This is a genomic window from Klebsiella sp. 4_1_44FAA, from assembly GCF_000238715.1.
Classification (GTDB): domain Bacteria; phylum Pseudomonadota; class Gammaproteobacteria; order Enterobacterales; family Enterobacteriaceae; genus Klebsiella; species Klebsiella pneumoniae.
On record NZ_JH414798.1, the window covers coordinates 239,101 to 256,119 of the forward strand.

General features: G+C 57.7%; 13 protein-coding genes and 2 pseudogenes. 7 read left to right on the plus strand and 8 right to left on the minus strand.

Translation table 11 applies throughout. The features are described 5' to 3' along the window. Positions 1–188, minus strand: a pseudogene (locus HMPREF1024_RS24315) (multidrug transporter subunit MdtA); the annotation flags it as partial. Positions 189–488: 300 nt separating this feature from the next. Here HMPREF1024_RS24315 and HMPREF1024_RS24310 point away from each other — a divergent pair. Then, positions 489–1,763, plus strand: a complete 1,275-nt coding sequence (locus HMPREF1024_RS24310) for a dicarboxylate/amino acid:cation symporter (RefSeq protein ID WP_004149053.1) — start codon at positions 489–491, stop codon at positions 1,761–1,763. Between the two features lie 273 nt (positions 1,764–2,036). On the opposite strand, the gene HMPREF1024_RS24305 is transcribed toward HMPREF1024_RS24310, so the two are convergent. From HMPREF1024_RS24305 to yegD, 5 genes are all read right to left on the minus strand, one after another. Next, on the minus strand, positions 2,037–2,648 hold the full coding sequence (locus HMPREF1024_RS24305; RefSeq protein ID WP_004899454.1) for a response regulator transcription factor: 612 nt from the start codon (positions 2,646–2,648) through the stop codon (positions 2,037–2,039). A 115-nt stretch (positions 2,649–2,763) separates the two neighbouring features. Continuing rightward, a complete protein-coding gene (locus tag HMPREF1024_RS31940) occupies positions 2,764–2,904 on the minus strand; it encodes a small membrane protein (protein WP_004180546.1) in 141 nt (46 codons plus the stop codon). Between the two features lie 237 nt (positions 2,905–3,141). Then, the gene (locus HMPREF1024_RS24295) at positions 3,142–3,843 is read right to left on the minus strand and encodes a response regulator transcription factor (protein ID WP_004151141.1); all 702 of its coding nucleotides are present in this window, start codon (positions 3,841–3,843) and stop codon (positions 3,142–3,144) included. Between the two features lie 14 nt (positions 3,844–3,857). Further along, a complete protein-coding gene (locus HMPREF1024_RS24290) occupies positions 3,858–5,714 on the minus strand; it encodes a sensor histidine kinase (RefSeq protein WP_009307443.1) in 1,857 nt (618 codons plus the stop codon). Between the two features lie 289 nt (positions 5,715–6,003). Further along, positions 6,004–7,356 (minus strand): molecular chaperone, encoded by a 1,353-nt coding sequence (yegD, locus tag HMPREF1024_RS24285; protein WP_004175217.1) that lies wholly within the window; start codon positions 7,354–7,356, stop codon positions 6,004–6,006. A gap of 137 nt (positions 7,357–7,493) precedes the next feature. On the opposite strand from yegD, the gene alkA reads away from it, so the two are divergent. From alkA to asmA, 4 genes are all read left to right on the plus strand, one after another. After that, positions 7,494–8,342 carry a DNA-3-methyladenine glycosylase 2 gene (alkA, locus tag HMPREF1024_RS24280; protein ID WP_009307444.1) on the plus strand — a complete coding sequence of 283 codons (849 nt, stop codon included), beginning with the start codon at positions 7,494–7,496 and terminating at the stop codon, positions 8,340–8,342. Positions 8,343–8,456: 114 nt separating this feature from the next. After that, positions 8,457–9,098, plus strand: coding sequence for a uridine kinase (gene udk / locus HMPREF1024_RS24275; RefSeq protein WP_002912442.1), 642 nt, complete (start codon positions 8,457–8,459; stop codon positions 9,096–9,098). 90 nt (positions 9,099–9,188) lie between these two features. Continuing rightward, the gene (gene dcd / locus HMPREF1024_RS24270) at positions 9,189–9,770 is read left to right on the plus strand and encodes a dCTP deaminase (protein ID WP_004151145.1); all 582 of its coding nucleotides are present in this window, start codon (positions 9,189–9,191) and stop codon (positions 9,768–9,770) included. A 30-nt stretch (positions 9,771–9,800) separates the two neighbouring features. Continuing rightward, positions 9,801–11,648: an outer membrane assembly protein AsmA gene (gene asmA, locus HMPREF1024_RS24265; protein WP_004180531.1), complete on the plus strand. Its 1,848-nt coding sequence runs from the start codon at positions 9,801–9,803 to the stop codon at positions 11,646–11,648. 334 nt (positions 11,649–11,982) lie between these two features. On the opposite strand, the gene HMPREF1024_RS24260 is transcribed toward asmA, so the two are convergent. Continuing rightward, positions 11,983–13,566, minus strand: a complete 1,584-nt coding sequence (locus HMPREF1024_RS24260) for a TerC family protein (RefSeq protein WP_004151147.1) — start codon at positions 13,564–13,566, stop codon at positions 11,983–11,985. A 759-nt stretch (positions 13,567–14,325) separates the two neighbouring features. Here HMPREF1024_RS24260 and galF point away from each other — a divergent pair. Further along, a pseudogene (gene galF / locus HMPREF1024_RS24255) lies at positions 14,326–15,299 on the plus strand (GalU regulator GalF). Between the two features lie 316 nt (positions 15,300–15,615). Beyond that, the gene (locus HMPREF1024_RS24250) at positions 15,616–16,245 is read left to right on the plus strand and encodes a phosphatase PAP2 family protein (protein ID WP_004180526.1); all 630 of its coding nucleotides are present in this window, start codon (positions 15,616–15,618) and stop codon (positions 16,243–16,245) included. A 546-nt stretch (positions 16,246–16,791) separates the two neighbouring features. On the opposite strand, the gene HMPREF1024_RS31005 is transcribed toward HMPREF1024_RS24250, so the two are convergent. Beyond that, positions 16,792–16,914: a hypothetical protein gene (locus tag HMPREF1024_RS31005; protein ID WP_020324291.1), complete on the minus strand. Its 123-nt coding sequence runs from the start codon at positions 16,912–16,914 to the stop codon at positions 16,792–16,794. Positions 16,915–17,019: the final 105 nt, after the last annotated feature.

Sequence of the window (17,019 nt, forward strand, 5' to 3'; positions counted from 1 at the left end):
GCCTGCACCGGCGCCAGCGCGGCGCCAAAGCGGCCATGGCGTGCGCCGCCCGGCCCCTGCGGGCCCTGTCCGGCGGCGGGAGCCCCGCTGCCGCTCGTCCCGCGATCGTGCCAGAACCAGTAGGCGGCCCCGGCGATAATCACTACCGCCAGCGCGGCGCCCCAACGACGTATGTTACTGCCTTTCATTAGTTTACGGTCTCATCCTGAAGCGTTTCGCTGAATGATACTAGTTTAGTGAGGGAAGGGGCCGTAAAAATGGAGGAATTATGAAAAGAAGGTTGAGAAATGTCTGGATAACCGCCGCGACGCCGGGCGCTCCCGCGGCCGATATCCGGGGTGATATCAACTTTTAGTTTAAAAAAGCAAAAAATAGTTGTATCCGCGGGGGCTTTAATTAGATTTATGCGGTGAATAAATCAGTGCATTCTCATAATAATAAAATATGCACTTAAAAATCAACGTGTTAAATAATCAGGGGTCATTGCTGTGGCAAACGCAAACAAACTCACGCTCTTCATCGTCATTTTTATGCTGATGGGGATCCTCTCCGGCGCGGCTATCCATGCCTACGCGACGCCAACCACCGTCTCCGCCTGGGCGGATAATATTACGCTGCTCACCGATCTGTTTCTGCGGTTGATCAAAATGGTCATCGCGCCGTTGGTGTTCAGCACCCTGACGGTCGGCATTATGCGCCTCGGCGAGACGGCGACCATCGGCCGGGTAGGCGGCAAGGCGATGGTCTGGTTCATCACCTCCTCGGTATTATCCATTCTCGTCGGGCTGGTGATCGTCACCTTCCAGCACCCGGGCGCCGGGTTAAACCTGGCGGTGCCGAAAGAGGCAGTGGATACCGGCCTGGCGGTCAGCGGCATGAGCCTGAAAGGATTCCTGTCGCACACTATCCCCACCAGCATCACCGAGGCGATGGCCAACAACGAGATCCTGCAGATCGTGGTGTTCTCGATGTTCTTCGGCATCGCCGGCGCGTCGCTGGGGGAGAAGTTTAATGCTCCGCTGGTGGCGGCCCTTAACGTGGTGTCGCACATTATGCTGAAGGTTACGGGCTATGTGATGTACGTTGCGCCGCTGGCCATCTTCGCCGCCATCTCGTCGGTGATTGCCTCCCAGGGGCTGGGGATCCTGCTCAACTATGCTTCGTTCATCGGCGGCTACTACCTGGCGGTGCTGTTGACCAGCGCGGTGCTAATTGCCGTCGGCTATATGGTGCTGAAAAAAGAGGTTTTCCGCCTGCTGAACATGCTGAAAGATCCGGTGCTGGTGGCCTTTACCACCAGCAGCTCGGAAGCGGCCTATCCGAAGACCCTCGAGCGACTGGTGAAGTTTGGCTGCTCGCGCAATATCGTCTCGTTCGTCCTGCCGATTGGCTACTCGTTCAACCTCGTTGGCTCGATGGTCTACTGCTCCTTCGCCGCGATGTTTATCGCCCAGGCCTATAACGTGCCGCTGAGCTTTAGCGAGATTACGGTCATGATGCTGACCCTGATGCTGGCCTCGAAAGGTATCGCCGGGGTGCCGCGTTCGGCGCTGGTGGTGCTGGCGGCGACGATCCCCAGCTTCAATATACCGGTCGCCGGGATCCTGCTGCTGATGGGTATCGACCATTTCCTCGACATGGGGCGCTCTGCCATCAACGTGCTGGGTAATGGCATCGCCACCGCGATGCTGTCGAAAAATGAAGGGTTGCTGACCGACGAGGAAGCGCAGCCGGACTGGGAAGTGGAGAAAGCGGAAGCCTGATCCTGCCGCGCCCTTTCACTGAGGGCGCTATTCCACACGGAAAAAAGACCCCTGACAGGCACGTCAGGGGCAATGTGACGAAGTATCAGTTTTCCTCGTGTAGCGTGTTTTTTATTATATAAAGACGGGCGGTAACGTCTTTATACCGAGGAAGCGTCAGAGTTTAACGTTATGTCCGCCAGCGCTGGATATTTTTTAGCATCCTGCGGCTATTTTCGGATTTCCGACAATATAGCCAGGTCAATATCTTATTTTTTTTGTGCTGCTGTTTGCCTACCAGCGCTCACGTAAAAGATTCATAAACTGGAAAAATTCATGATTATTATTCAGGCTGTATTTTTCCATGATCTTATTCTTATGATAGGCGGCGGTGCGGGGACTCACACGCTGCAGGGCGGCGATTTTACTCATATCCAGCCCTTCGAGAATACCGTGCACTACGGCGGTCTGCGATCGCGATAACACGCGATGCGGACAGCTGGCGCAGCTGAGTTCCCGGCCTGCGGCGTCGGTAGCCGTGGGGGTCATACAATGCTGGAGCTCGCTTTTAATGATCGTCAGCAATTGCGGAATACTGGCCGTTTTTAGCGAAACAAAAATGACCCCTTTCAGGCAGTTAATCATGAACTCATCTTCCGGCAGCTGGTCATAGCTATGGAGGATAATCAGCGAGCTTCCTCTTTTTCTGTTCTTAATCAGGGTATTACACAGGTATATTTCCCCGGGGATCACTTCGCAGATAATGATATCTTCAGCTGACAGATCGGTGTTATGCCAGGAAAAACGCGCCCGCAGATCGCCCCGGGTGAGGTCATTGACCATGGCTACCAGCGATTCACGGACAAAGGCGTTGCGGGTGTTGATGGTGACATTAATGTTTCTCATGGCGTTATTTCCTTACGCAAAACATAACGCCATGCTGTGACAAATCCTCCGGGCGTATGCGGTGTGTTGAAGATATAAAAGTACCTACAATAATTTTTTATTATTTTAAAGTGAATTATTTACGACGCATCGAACGCTTATCGTTAAAAGTCAATTTCTGCCGCCTCCTGTCTTTCAGATAGGAAATAAAACTGTATACAGAGATGCTGAAGAAAAAAATGCATAGCAATAAAACTAACCACGTTTGCATGGCCATCGTTTTTACCCTGATTGTGTTGCATGGTGTCAGAATTTGCCGCGAACGGCTAATACGTTTTGTTATATGCTTTTCTGTCCCGTGAAAATCTTACGCCATCATCCTGATGTGCTAGCACTATAAGAAAGTTCTTAAGGTCATCGTCAGTCTCATTCCTCTCATTTCTCTCAGAAAATGAGAAAAATTAACACTTACGAGTTTTTTATATTCCGCGCGGCCGCCGACGCGCCCCGTCGTTCAGGAAATAAAGGCCAGTCCCTTACCAAAGATTGCGCGAACGGGCAGGTGGATCCCCTGCTGGCGTGCCTTGTGACGCAGGCGGCTAACCACCACGTCGATCCGGTGCAGGTCAGGCTCGCTTTCATGGGAAAACAGGCAGGCATGGAGATCCAGTTTGCTGCACACTTCGTTGCGATTGCGCATCAGGAGCTCCACCAGGCGATATTCCTGCTGGGTTAACTCCAGCGTCCGGGCGTCGGGTGAAATCAGTTTATCCTCTTGCAGACGCCAGCTGCCGGGGGAGACGGCCGGCGGCGTGCCGATCGCCTCCGCAGGCGGAGCCGCCGGACGGTCCTGGCGCAGGCGCGCGCCGAGGGCGGTGAGGGTCTCGGCAAGATGGGCGAAGTTTACCGGTTTGATCAGATAGGCATCGGCTCCAAGGCTCAGCGCCTGCAGTTTATCCTGTTGCTGACCGCGGGCGCTGACCACCACCAGACCGTAGTGCCCCAGCTCATGCAGATAGTTCAGTACGCTGAAGCCATCCTCGCCGGGCAGGCCGATATCAACCAGCACGATATCCACCGGATGGCTGTGCAGTTGCCGCCAGAAGGCTTCGGCGCTGCGCGTCCCCCACACCTCGAAGCCGCGATAGCCCAGCCAGGCCAGCAGTTCATCCAGCAGATCGGCGTTATCTTCAATTATCGCCAGCCGTAAAGCCATACGTCGTTCTCCTCTTAAGTAACCGTGGGGAGGGTGAGAATAAAGGTGCAGCCGTCCGGGCCATGCTCGGCCAGCCACAGTTTGCCATCATGAGCCTGCACTATCTGACGCGCAACATACAGTCCGAGACCGGTGCCGCCTGGTACCGGCGATGTGTGCTCGCCGCGGCGGTAGCGCTCAAAGATCAGTTCCGCCTGTCCGGCGGGGAGTCCCGGGCCGTGGTCGCGAATGCGTAGCTCCGTTTGCCCGGCATCGGAATGAATATCGATGGCGATTTCACCGGGGGGCGAATACTTGACGGCGTTATCCAGCAGATTAGCGATGGCGATGCACAGCAGGCCGGCATCGGCCTGCAGCTGCGGGCTTTCCACCGCGCCGTGCTGGCGGATGTTCAGGTAGTGATCATGGGAGATGGCCACCACCGAGGTGGCCATGTTGATTACCGTCAGCAGGGCGGTCTGCTGGCGCTCGACGTGTAGATCGTGGGAGGCGAGCCGGGCGTCGGCAAGGCAGTTATCGGTGAGCTGCACCAGGCGGGTGGCGGCGCGGCCGATGCGATCGAAGCGCGCCTCCTGGCTGGTCGAGGCCGCCGAGAGGCGAAGATTCTCCAGCGCCGCCTGGATCACCGCCAGCGGGGTGCGAAATTCGTGCGCCACCATGCCCATAAACTGCCGCTGGTGGAAGCTGGCTTCACGCTCAATCTGCAGTTCGCGCGCCAGGCGTTGCTTCTGCTCCAGCTGGCGGTTTTCAGCACGCACCCGCAGGATGGCAATGATCAGCACCGTAATGATGTGGACGATCAGCGCGTACTGCCAGAGGGAATAGATCGCCATATGGAACGGGATAATCCCATGGATCGACAACTGCACCAGCACCGCGGCGACGACATAGAACGGCGGCAGCAGACCCAGCAGCAGGGTGGTACGGTCGATAGCTTTTTTGCGCCACAGCCACCAGGAGGTGAACAGCAGCACCGGGGTGATAATGATGAATACTACCCCTTCAATCTGCATCGCGAAGCCGTAAAACCCGAGCGGAATACTGACCTGCAGCACCAGGTTGAGTATCACGGCGGCGATCAGCAGCTGATGAAGTCGCGGCATATTCTTCTTCAGATCAAAAATCTCGCTGTGCAGCCAGAGGGCGGTGGCATAGCTGAACAGCGAGAGGCTACTGATCATAAAATCCTGGAAGGGCAGCGCGGCGTGGCCGAAGAACCACTCCGGGAAGCCGTGCAGAGCGGCCACCAGCGGATAATTGAGCGAGAAAAGACAGATCCCCCATAGCAGACGCCGGCGCAGGGCCAGCGCCAGCCACAGCGCCACGCCGCTGGCGACGGCGGCCAGACCGAAGTAGAAGCTCCAGAAAGCGGTGTCGGCGGTCGCTCGCTGCACAAATTCCTGCGGCGAAGAGAGCGAGGCCAGCAGGATCAGAGTGCTGGTGCTCTGCAGGCGAAAGACTACCTCATAGCCGGCGGCGGTCGGCGGCGGGGGGAGGATCAGCACGCTTTCCCGGTAGTGCAGATCGCTCTCGCGGGCGACGTCGCGGTCGCCAAAGGTGCGCTGTGCCCAGGGGGCATCGCTGCCCAGAGGCCGATAGTAAATAGTCAGATGGTCGACAAAAGAGGGGCCCAGCTGCATCCAGCGCGGCTCCCCGGCAAACCACGTTCCCGGCAGTTCGCTGCGCAGCCACCAGGTTTTTCGCGAATAACCAAAGGAGGGGATCTGCCGGGTGGTGGCGAGCTGGTCGATGGGCAGGGCGGCGAAGCGATCGAGGGTCATCTGGCCGCTGGCGTCCGCGTACCACTGGACCGGAATATCTATGCCCACCTGGCGCGTCGCCGCCTGAGCCTGCGGGGCGACCAGCAGCAAGAGTAATCCACAACTGAGCAGCCAGCCTGCCAGGAACTGCGGCCGGCAACGCCGGACCGCTGCGAAGATCGCAGACACCCTTTTCAATCACGCCCCCTTGCGGCATGCAAAGATTACTGACCGCAGACGTCTGGCTACGGTATGGATAATACGCCCCCGGAAGCGGGGGAGAGTGGACAGGCCTGTCCGGACGAACAGGCCATTTTGCGTGGGAGACCAGGAATATTCCAGCGTAATCTGCAGCGCCAGGATCAGGACAGACCTGCTGCGCGGCAGCGCCGGGCGAGGGCTAGCGGAAAACTACCTGCGCCCAGCGGGCCAGCCCGGCGGTCACCGAGCCAAAATCATCGCCGCCGGCCAGCGGAATACCCGGCAGCTGAGCGGCCAGCGCCTTTTTGATCAGCGGCGAACGGGCGCTGCCGCCGGTAAGATAGATCACATCCGGGGTGGTCTGGCTGCTGTCGAGCGCGAGCCGCACCTGTTCCATAATGCGGGTCAGGGGCTGATCCAGCGCGGCTTCCAGACCCTGCTGGGCGATGGCGGTGGCCAGATCGTCCTGAATAAACGGCAGCGCGGTTTCGACGCTGGCGGCGCTGGAGAGGGCGATTTTGCTCTCTTCGGCGCTGCGCACCAGACGATAGCTGAGACGCTGGCGCCAGACCTTCAGCAGCAGAGCCACCTTGTCGGCATCCCGGGCGCTGCGCAGCAGATCGTTCAGCAGGCGGCCGTTGGCGGTGCTGTAGAAATCGCTCTGCGCCGGCACGTCGTTGATCGCCACCGCGTTCCACCATGGGAGGATCGGCAGCGCGGTGCCTTTTTCCGTTTCGCCGCCCATGCCGAGGAGGGGCATCAGGCATTTGAAGGCCAGGGCAATGTCGAGATCGTTACCGCCGATGCGGCAGCCGCTGTGGCCGAGCAGGCTCTGCTGGCGGTCGGCGCGCTCCCGCCACTGCGGGCCCATCAGCAGCAGGGAGCAGTCGGTGGTTCCGCCGCCGATATCGACGACCAGCACCCGCTTTTCTTCACTGAGGGTCGCTTCGAAATCGAGCCCGGCGGCCACCGGTTCAAACTGAAAGACCACATCGCGGAAACCGGCGCGGTGGGCGGCCCGCTCAAGGATCCCCTGCGCCTGGGCGTTCGCCTCATCGCCGCCGAGGCCCTGGAAGTTAATCGGCCGGCCAATCACCGCCTGGTCGATCTGCTCGGGCAGCTGGCTTTCGGCCTGCAGTTTGATGTGCAGCATCATGGCGCAGACCAGGTCTTCAAACAGGGCCACCTGCTGCGGCTTCAGCCCGCTGGCGCCGAGGAAGGATTTTGGCGATTTAACGAAGTAGACCTCTTCCGGATCTTCAACATACTGATGCAGCGAGGCGAGACCGAACTGCACGCTGTTGCGCAGCACCTCGATGTCTTCGTCGCGGTTGGCGGCGATGGCCCGACGCAGCAGCGCCTGGTTTTCGTCGCTGTGGGTGGGGACATCATGATGGCGATAGAGCCACTCGCTGACCGCTTCGCGCGTCGGCGCGCAGAGCATGGAGGGCAGCAGGGCGCTGCCGTTTTCCAGCGTTAACAGCTGGGGGGTATTTTCCCGCATCACGGCCACCGAACAGTTGGCGGTGCCGTAGTCAAAACCAATAAACATCGTCTGCAAAATCCCCATGCCGGTGAAGAAGGGGGGCGACTTTAGCGGATCGTCGCCATGCCGACAACCGGAATTTAAAAGCAAGGCGCTGATGGTCAAGGGCGACTATCATTGAAACGCTATATAAAGGAGAGCTTATGGTGCTGTTACCCTGGACCCCGCCCTATGACTGGGCGTGGATGGTTGGTTTTCTGCAGGCGCGCGCGGTTGCCGGCGTCGAGCGTTTTCACGATGGGGGCTACAGCCGCAGCTTTGGCGTGGAAGGCCACCGCGGGCTGATTCATCTGGCGCCGGACGAAGAGGCGCAGGGCCTGCGGGTGACCCTTTCCCCCGGGCTGCAGCCGGTGGCGGAGATCTGCTATGCGCGAATTGGCCAGCTGTTTGATTTAGCCTGCGACCCGCGGCAGGTCGCTCGCACGCTGGGCGACCTGCCGCAGGCGCGGCCGGGGCTGCGCCTGCCGGGGGCGCTGGATGCCTTCGAGCAGGCGGTGCGCGCGGTGCTGGGCCAGCTGGTGAGCGTGGCGATGGCCGCCCGGCTCACCGCCAAAGTGGCGGCTGGCTGGGGCGAACCGCTGGCGGAGGCGCCTGGATATGTCTTGTTCCCGACGCCAGAGGCCCTGTCCCGTGCCGATCCGCAGGCGCTGAAGGCGCTGGGGATGCCGCTGCGACGTGCGGAGGCGCTGATCCACCTCGCCCGGGCGGCGCTCAGCGGCGAGCTGCCCCTGACGGCGCCGGCGGATATTGACGCCGGGCTGCGTCAACTGCAGACCCTGCCCGGGATTGGCCGCTGGACGGCAAACTACTTTGCCCTGCGCGGCTGGCAGGCGAAAGATATCTTTTTGCCGGATGATTACCTGATTAAACAGCGCTTTCCGGGAATGACCCCGGCCGCCATCGCCCGCTATGCCCGCCGCTGGCAGCCGATGCGATCCTACGCGCTGTTGCATATCTGGTATACCGATGACTGGGCGCCGGCGGCGGAATAGCCGCCCGGGGCGCATACCACTGGTATCGGGACGCTGAAATCCCTATAATTGCCGCGTTTGGCGGTCCGCCGCCACCCTCCATCTCTATCCAGGTTAATCAGGTCGCAAAAATTTATGACTGATATGTCCCATCAGTGCGTCATTGTAGGCATCGCCGGCGCATCGGCTTCTGGCAAAAGTCTTATCGCCAGTACTCTCTATCGCGAATTGCGTGAACAAGTTGGCGACGAACATATTGGCGTCATTCCGGAAGACAGCTATTACAAAGATCAAAGCCATCTGTCGATGGAAGAGCGCGTCAAAACCAACTATGACCACCCGAGCTCAATGGACCACAGTCTGTTGTTCCAGCATTTGCAGATGCTGAAAAGCGGCCAGCCGATTGAACTGCCGGTATATAGCTACGTCGAGCATACCCGCACGCCGAACACCATTCACGTCGAGCCGAAGAAGGTGATTATCCTTGAAGGGATCCTGCTGCTGACCGATGCGCGCCTGCGTAACGAGCTCAACTTCTCTATTTTCGTCGACACCCCTCTCGATATTTGCCTGATGCGCCGTATTAAGCGCGACGTTAACGAGCGCGGCCGCTCCATGGACTCGGTGATGGCCCAGTATCAGAAAACCGTGCGCCCGATGTTCCTGCAGTTTATTGAACCGTCGAAGCAGTATGCCGACATCATCGTGCCGCGCGGCGGCAAAAACCGCATCGCTATTGATATTCTGAAGGCCAAAATCAGTCAGTTCTTTGAATAACCTGGCCGAATTGTGTAACGTGCAAAGAGTAGCCCTGTTGCCCTCTCCGCCGCGAAGCGTGCGGGAAGCAGCCTTATAAGGAGAAAGCCCATGCGTCTGTGTGACCGAGATATCGAAGCCTGGTTGGATGAAGGGCGACTCGCCATCAATCCGCGTCCGCCCGTTGAGCGTATTAATGGCGCGACGGTTGATGTACGGCTGGGTAATAAATTCCGCACCTTCCGTGGTCACACGGCGCCGTTTATCGATTTAAGCGGCCCGAAGGCCGAGGTCAGCGCCGCGCTGGACCGGGTGATGAGCGAAGAGATCGTCCTGCCGGAAGGGGAAGCCTTTTTCCTGCATCCGGGCGAACTGGCGCTGGCAGTGACCTACGAGTCTGTCACCCTGCCTGCCGACCTGGTAGGCTGGCTGGACGGACGCTCCTCGCTGGCGCGCCTGGGGCTGATGGTGCACGTTACCGCGCACCGTATCGATCCAGGCTGGTCCGGCTGCATCGTGCTTGAGTTTTACAACTCCGGTAAGCTGCCGCTGGCGCTGCGCCCGGGGATGCCCATCGGCGCGCTGAGCTTTGAACCGTTATCGGGCCCGGCGGCCCGGCCGTATAACCGCCGTGAAGACGCCAAATATCGCGACCAGCAGGGCGCGGTGGCGAGCCGAATCGACAAGGATTGATAACGTCAACGGGGTGTTGCTGAGGGTGCCATGAGACGAATACTGACAACGCTGATGATCCTGCTGGCGGTCATTGTCGCCGGGCTTACCTCGTTGGTATTGCTGGTCAATCCCAACGATTTTCGCGCCTATATGGTGCATGAGGTGGCAGAGCGCAGCGGTTATCAGCTTGACCTTGATGGCCCGCTGCGCTGGCACGTCTGGCCGCAGCTCAGCATTCTCAGCGGACGGATGACGCTGACCGCCAGAGGCGCCGAAGAGCCGGTGATCCGCGCCGACAATATGCGCCTCGACGTGGCGCTGCTGCCGCTGCTCTCGCATCAGCTGCAGGTGAAGCAGGTGATGCTCAAGGGCGCGGTGATCCAGCTGACCCCGAAAACCGAGGCGGTTCGCGACAGCTCAGCGCCGGTGGTGCCGCATGACAACACCCTGCCGCTGGCCCCGGAGGATCGCGGATGGTCCTACGATGTGCGTCAGCTGCAGGTGGCCGACAGCGTGCTCTTCTTCCAGCACGAGAACGGCGAGCAGGTGACCGTGCGCGATATCCGTCTGCAGATGGAGCAGGATGAGAATCACCGGGCCACCGTGGATTTCTCCGGCCGGGTGAACCGCGACCAGCGCGACCTGGCGCTGAACTTCTCCGCCACCGTGCAGGGCGGCGATTATCCGCACTCCTTAAAAGCCGACTTTACCCAGCTTAGCTGGCAGCTGCGCGGCGCCGAGCTCCCACCGGACGGCATTAATGGTCAGGGGAGTCTGCAGGCCAGCTGGCAGGAAGATGACAAGACCCTGCGTTTTGACAACCTGAATCTGATGGCTAACCGCAGCACCGTTACCGGCAGCGGCAGCGTGGTGCTGGGGGATCGCCCGGACTGGTCGCTGGATTTGCACGCCACCACTCTCGATCTCGATAGTCTGCTGGCGCAAAGGTCGCCGGCGACGGACAGTAGCGCCAGTCAGCAGGGCCAGAGTCAGACGCGACCGCTGCGCCCGGTGATCGCCGACAGCGATGAGCGCGAAGATTACCAGAGCCTGCGCGGCTTCAACGGCCGAATGGCCCTGAGCGCCGACCAGCTGCAGTGGCGCGGTCTGAACTTTACCCAGGTGCAGAGCGAAATCAGCAACCAGCAGGGGCTGCTGACGGTCAGCAAAATGCAGGGCAATCTTGATGGCGGGCAGCTCTCTCTCCCTGGCACCCTGGATGCCCGCGGCGACACGCCGCTAGCGACGTTCCAGCCGGCGCTGCAGAATGTGGAGATCGGTTCGCTGATCAAGGCCTTTAACTATTCCTTAAACCTGACCGGCAAGCTGTCGCTGAGCGGCGAATTTTCCGGAACGCGCATTGACGCCGATGATTTCCGTCGCCACTGGCAGGGACAGGCTCAGCTCCAGATGGCCGATACCCGCACCGAAGGGCTGAACTTCCAGCAGCTGGTGCAGCAGGCCGTGGAGCGCAGCACCAACGTGCGGGCGCAGGAAAATTACGACAATGCCACCCGCCTGGATTCCGTGAGCAGCCGGCTGACGCTGGATAACGGGCTGGTGACGCTGAACCGCCTGCAGGGGCAGTCCGACGTGATGGCGATGACCGGCGAAGGACAGCTCGATCTGCAGAAAGAGAACTGCGATATGCGCTTCAACGTGCGCGTGCTCGGCGGCTGGAAAGGGGAGGGCAAGCTTATCGACCGCCTGAAACAGACCGCTATCCCGCTGCGCATCTACGGCGAATGGCAGTCGCTGAGCTACAGTCTGCAGGTCGACCAGATCCTGCGCAAACAGCTGCAGGATGAAGCGAAGCAGCGCCTCAACGACTGGGTTGAGCGTAATAAAGGCAGCAAAGACGGCAACGATGCCAAAAAGCTGCTCGATAAGCTGTAATTCCCACCCCCGCGGCCCGGAAGTTTCCGGGCTGTGTTTATCGTCAAAGCGTAATGTCACAATGATGCCGGGTGGCGGCTGCGTCTGACCCGGCCTGGGATGTGCGCAATATCATCCGTTTGCGTCGCCACTTAATGTAGGCCTGATAAGCGCAGCGCCATCAGGCAGTGTGGCAGCTACGCCTGACCCGGCCTGGATTATACTGTGGGTGTCATACCCCGATTAGTTCGCCATCCCGTACGCCTGATAAGCGAAGCGCCATCAGGCATTAAACAGGATACCTGGCTATCAATTTTACGGCCCGGGGTACCCCGGGCCGTTTTATGCCTGACGATTACACCTCATAATCCAGCTCATCCTGCTTTACCGGCGGGACGATCTGCACCTTCTGTACCCGATGGCTGTCGACCTGCAGCGTGCGCAGGGTATAGCCGTCAATCTCAATGGTTTCTCCCACCTGCGGCACATGCTGCAAATACTCCATCAACAGACCGGCAACGGTGTGATACTCACGTTTATCATCCAGCGGCAGCGGAACGTACTGCACCAGGTCCTCCAGCGGCATATGGCCATTGACCGTCCACGAACCGTCCTGATGATGCTGAATATCGTGCCGGGCATCGATCTCCTCCACCTCATTGGGCAGATTGCCGGCGATGGTCTCCATCACGTCGCTGAGGGTCACAATCCCCTCGACGGAACCAAACTCATCGACCACAAAGGCAAAATGGGTGCGGGCCTGGCGGAACTGCTCGAGCGCCGAGAGGAGCGGCAGCCCCTCCGGGAAGACCAGCGGTTGACGCACCAGCGCCTGCAGATCCAGCGGCTCCTGACGCAGGGACTGCTGGAGCAGGTCAATAACATGCACCACGCCCAGCAGATCTTCATTATCCTTCCCGCCGGTGACCACCAGCCGGGTATGCTGATTTTTCTCCACCAGGCTGCGGATCTCTTCCTCCGGCGCGCTAAGGTTGATGCGCTCGATATCATGGCGCGACGTCATAATACTGCTGACGCTGCGCTGATTAAGGTTCAGCACCCGCTCAATCATCAGTCGTTCCTGCGGATTAAACAGAGGATGTTGATCCTGATCGGCGACCAGCGACGCCGTGTCAGCATCCAGTTCAGCTTTTTCTTTCTGCCCGCTCAGCAGATTCATCACCGCTTCGGTAGTGCGCTGACGCAGCGTCATATTGGCGGAGAGGAAGCGACGGCGGTTAAACTGCGCCAGCTGATTAAGCGCTTCAATCATGACCGAGAAGCCAATGGCCGCATATAAATAGCCTTTCGGAATGATAAAGCTGAAGCCTTCAGCAATCAGGCTGAAGCCGATCATCAGCAGGAAGCTCAGACAGAGGATCACGATGGTCGGGTGGCTGTTAACGAAGCGCGTCAGCGCCTTGCTGGCCATCAGCATCAGGCTGATGGCGATAACCACGGCGGCCATCATCACCGCCAGGTGATCGACCATGCCGACGGCGGTGATCACCGAGTCAAGCGAGAAGATGGCGTCGAGCACCACGATCTGCGCCACGACGGCCCAGAATTTCGCCCCTTTGCGCTGGGTGGGGTTATCGCTGTCTTTCCCCTCCAGCCGCTCATTAAGCTCGACGGTCGCTTTAAACAGCAGAAACAGGCCGCCAAACAGCATAATCAAATCGCGGGCGCTAAAGCTGAAGTCGTGAAAAACAATCAGCGGTTTGGTCAGGGTGACCAGCCAGGAGATAGAGGCCAGCAGCAGGAGACGCATGACCATCGCCAGCATCAGGCCAGTGATCCGCGCGCGGTCGCGCTGGGCGGGAGGGAGTTTCTCGGCGAGGATAGCGATAAAGACCAGGTTATCGATACCCAACACCAGTTCGATAACCACCAGCGTGACGAGACCTGCCCAGATTGACGGATCGGCAATCCATTCCATATGTATTAAAACCTGTACGACTGCGGTATGTGTTACCACGATCATGGATAAGATGAGTCTAAAATGCAATAACGACGCGGATATCGTCCTGCCGTGGATGGATATATTTCCAGCGGATTAAGCGAACCGATAAGAATTATGTTCCGGAAAAGAACAGTGAAAAAATAACACCATGGCGGCCACCATGGAATAAGCTTGCCGATATCAGAACTTTTTCCGCTGCGTTTCAGCGAGGGCGGCAAAAGGGCTTCCTCCCGCGGTTCGTCACGGTGAGCGCGGATGCGCAGAGCAGAAGCGAAGCGCGAAGCCCGCTCACAAAACCGGCATAATTCATATTATGAAGTGAGTGCAGAATAGGGCGGATCGCAGTTCACCGCCGCGGATTCAGGCTAATATGTCGTCATATCCGGCTGTTTATGCTGAAATATATTGCCTGGCGAAATTTATTATCTCTATCTATTCTTTCCAGGCTTACGCGCGGCGCGGCGGGGCCGGCGGCCAACAGACCCCGATGGACGGGCCTCTCAGCCACATCGCGCGGCGCAAAGGAACGAGCCGCTGAATAACCTGAACGAAAATAAGATTATTCTCACTTCTGACTGTTGGTAAAAGGGAGTTGTGTGTATTCTTTTACGTGACAGTGAATTTAAGAATTTGGCGGGCAGATGCCCGGGCAGTATCCGTGTATTATCAGTTCCAATGGATTTGTGACATGTACAATTTTGCAAAACCGCGTGTTTTGCAACCAAACAGGTGAAGATGAATATGGCGAATTTGAAAGCGGTTATTCCGGTCGCAGGACTAGGCATGCATATGCTGCCGGCCACAAAGGCAATTCCAAAGGAGATGCTGCCGATCGTTGATAAGCCAATGATTCAGTACATCGTTGACGAAATCGTCGCCGCCGGGATCAAAGAGATTGTTCTGGTGACGCACTCCTCGAAGAACGCGGTGGAAAACCACTTCGACACCTCCTACGAGCTGGAAGCCCTGCTGGAACAGCGCGTGAAGCGCCAGCTGCTGGCGGAAGTGCAGGCCATTTGCCCGCCGGGCGTGACCATCATGAACGTGCGTCAGGCGCAGCCGCTGGGCCTGGGCCACTCCATCCTCTGCGCCCGCCCGGTAGTCGGCGACAACCCGTTTGTGGTGGTCCTGCCGGATATCATCCTTGACGGCGGCACCGCTGACCCGCTGCGCTATAACCTCGCCGCTATGATCGCCCGCTTTAACGAGACCGGCCGCAGCCAGGTGCTGGCGAAACGTATGCCGGGCGATCTCTCCGAATACTCCGTCATCCAGACCAAAGAGCCGATGGTGGCTGAAGGCCAGGTGGCGCGTATCGTCGAGTTTATTGAAAAACCGGACGAACCGCAGACCCTGGACTCCGATCTGATGGCGGTGGGGCGCTACGTGCTGTCGGCGGATATCTGGGCCGAACTGGAACGTACCGAGCCGGGCGCATGGGGCCGTATCCAGCTGACCGACGCCATTGCCGAACTGGCGAAGAAGCAGTCCGTCGACGCGATGCTGATGACCGGCGAAAGCTACGACTGCGGGAAGAAAATGGGCTACATGCAGGCCTTCGTTACCTACGGAATGCGTAACCTGAAAGAAGGCGCCAAATTCCGCGAAAGCATTAAAAAACTGCTGGCCTGAGCGCCAGCCTGAAACCGAGCGGCAAGGCTGAAGCATTCGTCCTGCCGCTCATAACGTTATGCAGAAATTATTCATAACGCGAATGTTATAACGATTGTAATGAAACGTATGGCTTCGGAGACTTCTGGTAGTTTGTCTCTGGCCTCTGTGGTGCAATGGTCGGAGTAGCGGCAATAATGCTTTATGAATAGTCACTTAGTGCGACAATTCCTAAAGCGCAGGAAAAGCGGTCAACGACAGCCAAAAATAAAACTTGACTGCGATCATGTTTCCGCTTTAAACATCTCACTTGCATGCATAAAAATAGTGAAATGAATTGGCATGCGAGCTGGTACAGACATTACGGATAATCCCTGAGCACGGCAGTGGACATCATCGAAGGATCACAGGTATATGAACTGGCAACTCATCTCATTTTTTGGCGATAGCACCGTTTTGCTGCCCAGCGCAGCGGCGCTGTTTATTGTCCTGATGCTGCGTAAAACGTCGCGGTTGCTGGCGTGGCAGTGGAGTTTGCTGTTCGGCATCACCGGCGCTATCGTCTGCGCCTCCAAACTGGCCTTTATGGGCTGGGGTCTGGGTATTCGTGAGCTGGATTACACCGGCTTCAGTGGCCACTCCGCGCTCTCCGCGGCCTTCTGGCCTATCTTCCTGTGGCTGCTCAGCGCCCGTTTCTCCGTCGGTCTGCGTAAAGCGGCCGTTATTACCGGCTATGTTCTGGCCGCCGTGGTGGGCTATTCGCGGCTGGTCATCCATGCGCATTCCTTCTCGGAAGTGATTGCCGGCCTGCTGCTGGGCGCTGCTGGCAGCGCTTTGTTCCTGGTGTTGCAAAAACGTACCCCTGATCCGGAAAGCGTGCATATCTCATGGGGCGGTGTTGCATGCCTGGTGATGGTTCCGCTTATCCTTTTACATAGCGGCAGCAAAGCGCCGACTCAGTCCCTGCTGGGACAAATTGCCACCGCGGTGGGGCCGCTGGATAAACCCTTTACGCGTACCGATCTGCACAAGCAGGCCTGGTAATCGCCATTTGTTTTACAGGGGAAATTAAGTTTTCGCCGGTTAATTAGACAAATAAGAAAATAATCTACTATATACCCGGTAATTGATAATTCATATTTATGAAATAATGAAGTGCTACTACATTGTTATTGCATATTTGCCTGGATATAGCCTTGATCAGACGTTTCTTAAATGCGCTGAGACGTTACCTGATGCACATTCAATGAATATCCAGACACAGGAAACTATTAGAAATTGTAGTTGACTATAACGCCATCATCTGATTTTTGCATGATGATGAGCTATGGAAAAAGACGTTTTTTTACAGTCAGTTAGCTGCATGTGTGATGTTGTAGTAGTACCGGGAAGATTTCTAACCCTGGAAATCAGTGAATAATCTTAATTGGTGACCCGCTTATTTTTTGTCAGTAGAACGACAGGCGGCATTAATTGGCAGATATTCGGTAACAACACTCCCAATTGTGACCGAAATCCCGTAAACTTAACGCCGCCAAAAATAATGGCCTGACCAATTATTCATCCACGGGTCGATAAAAATTAAGTCGTTCAGGTAGTCAGTGCGCTGGTAGCTGTTAAGCCAGGGGCGGTAGCGTCGCTGAAGCCGCTTGCTGCTGCACAGAGGTTCTCTTCAACGGCTGTAAATATCGACCCGGTGAGGATGATCATCATCAATAGATATCTATCAATTTTCTACGGATATCCTCAGTAGTTGGCCAGGAGCGGCTGCTGATATCGCCTGGACATTAACTTTCCTGTCTCATCCATAGCCTGTAG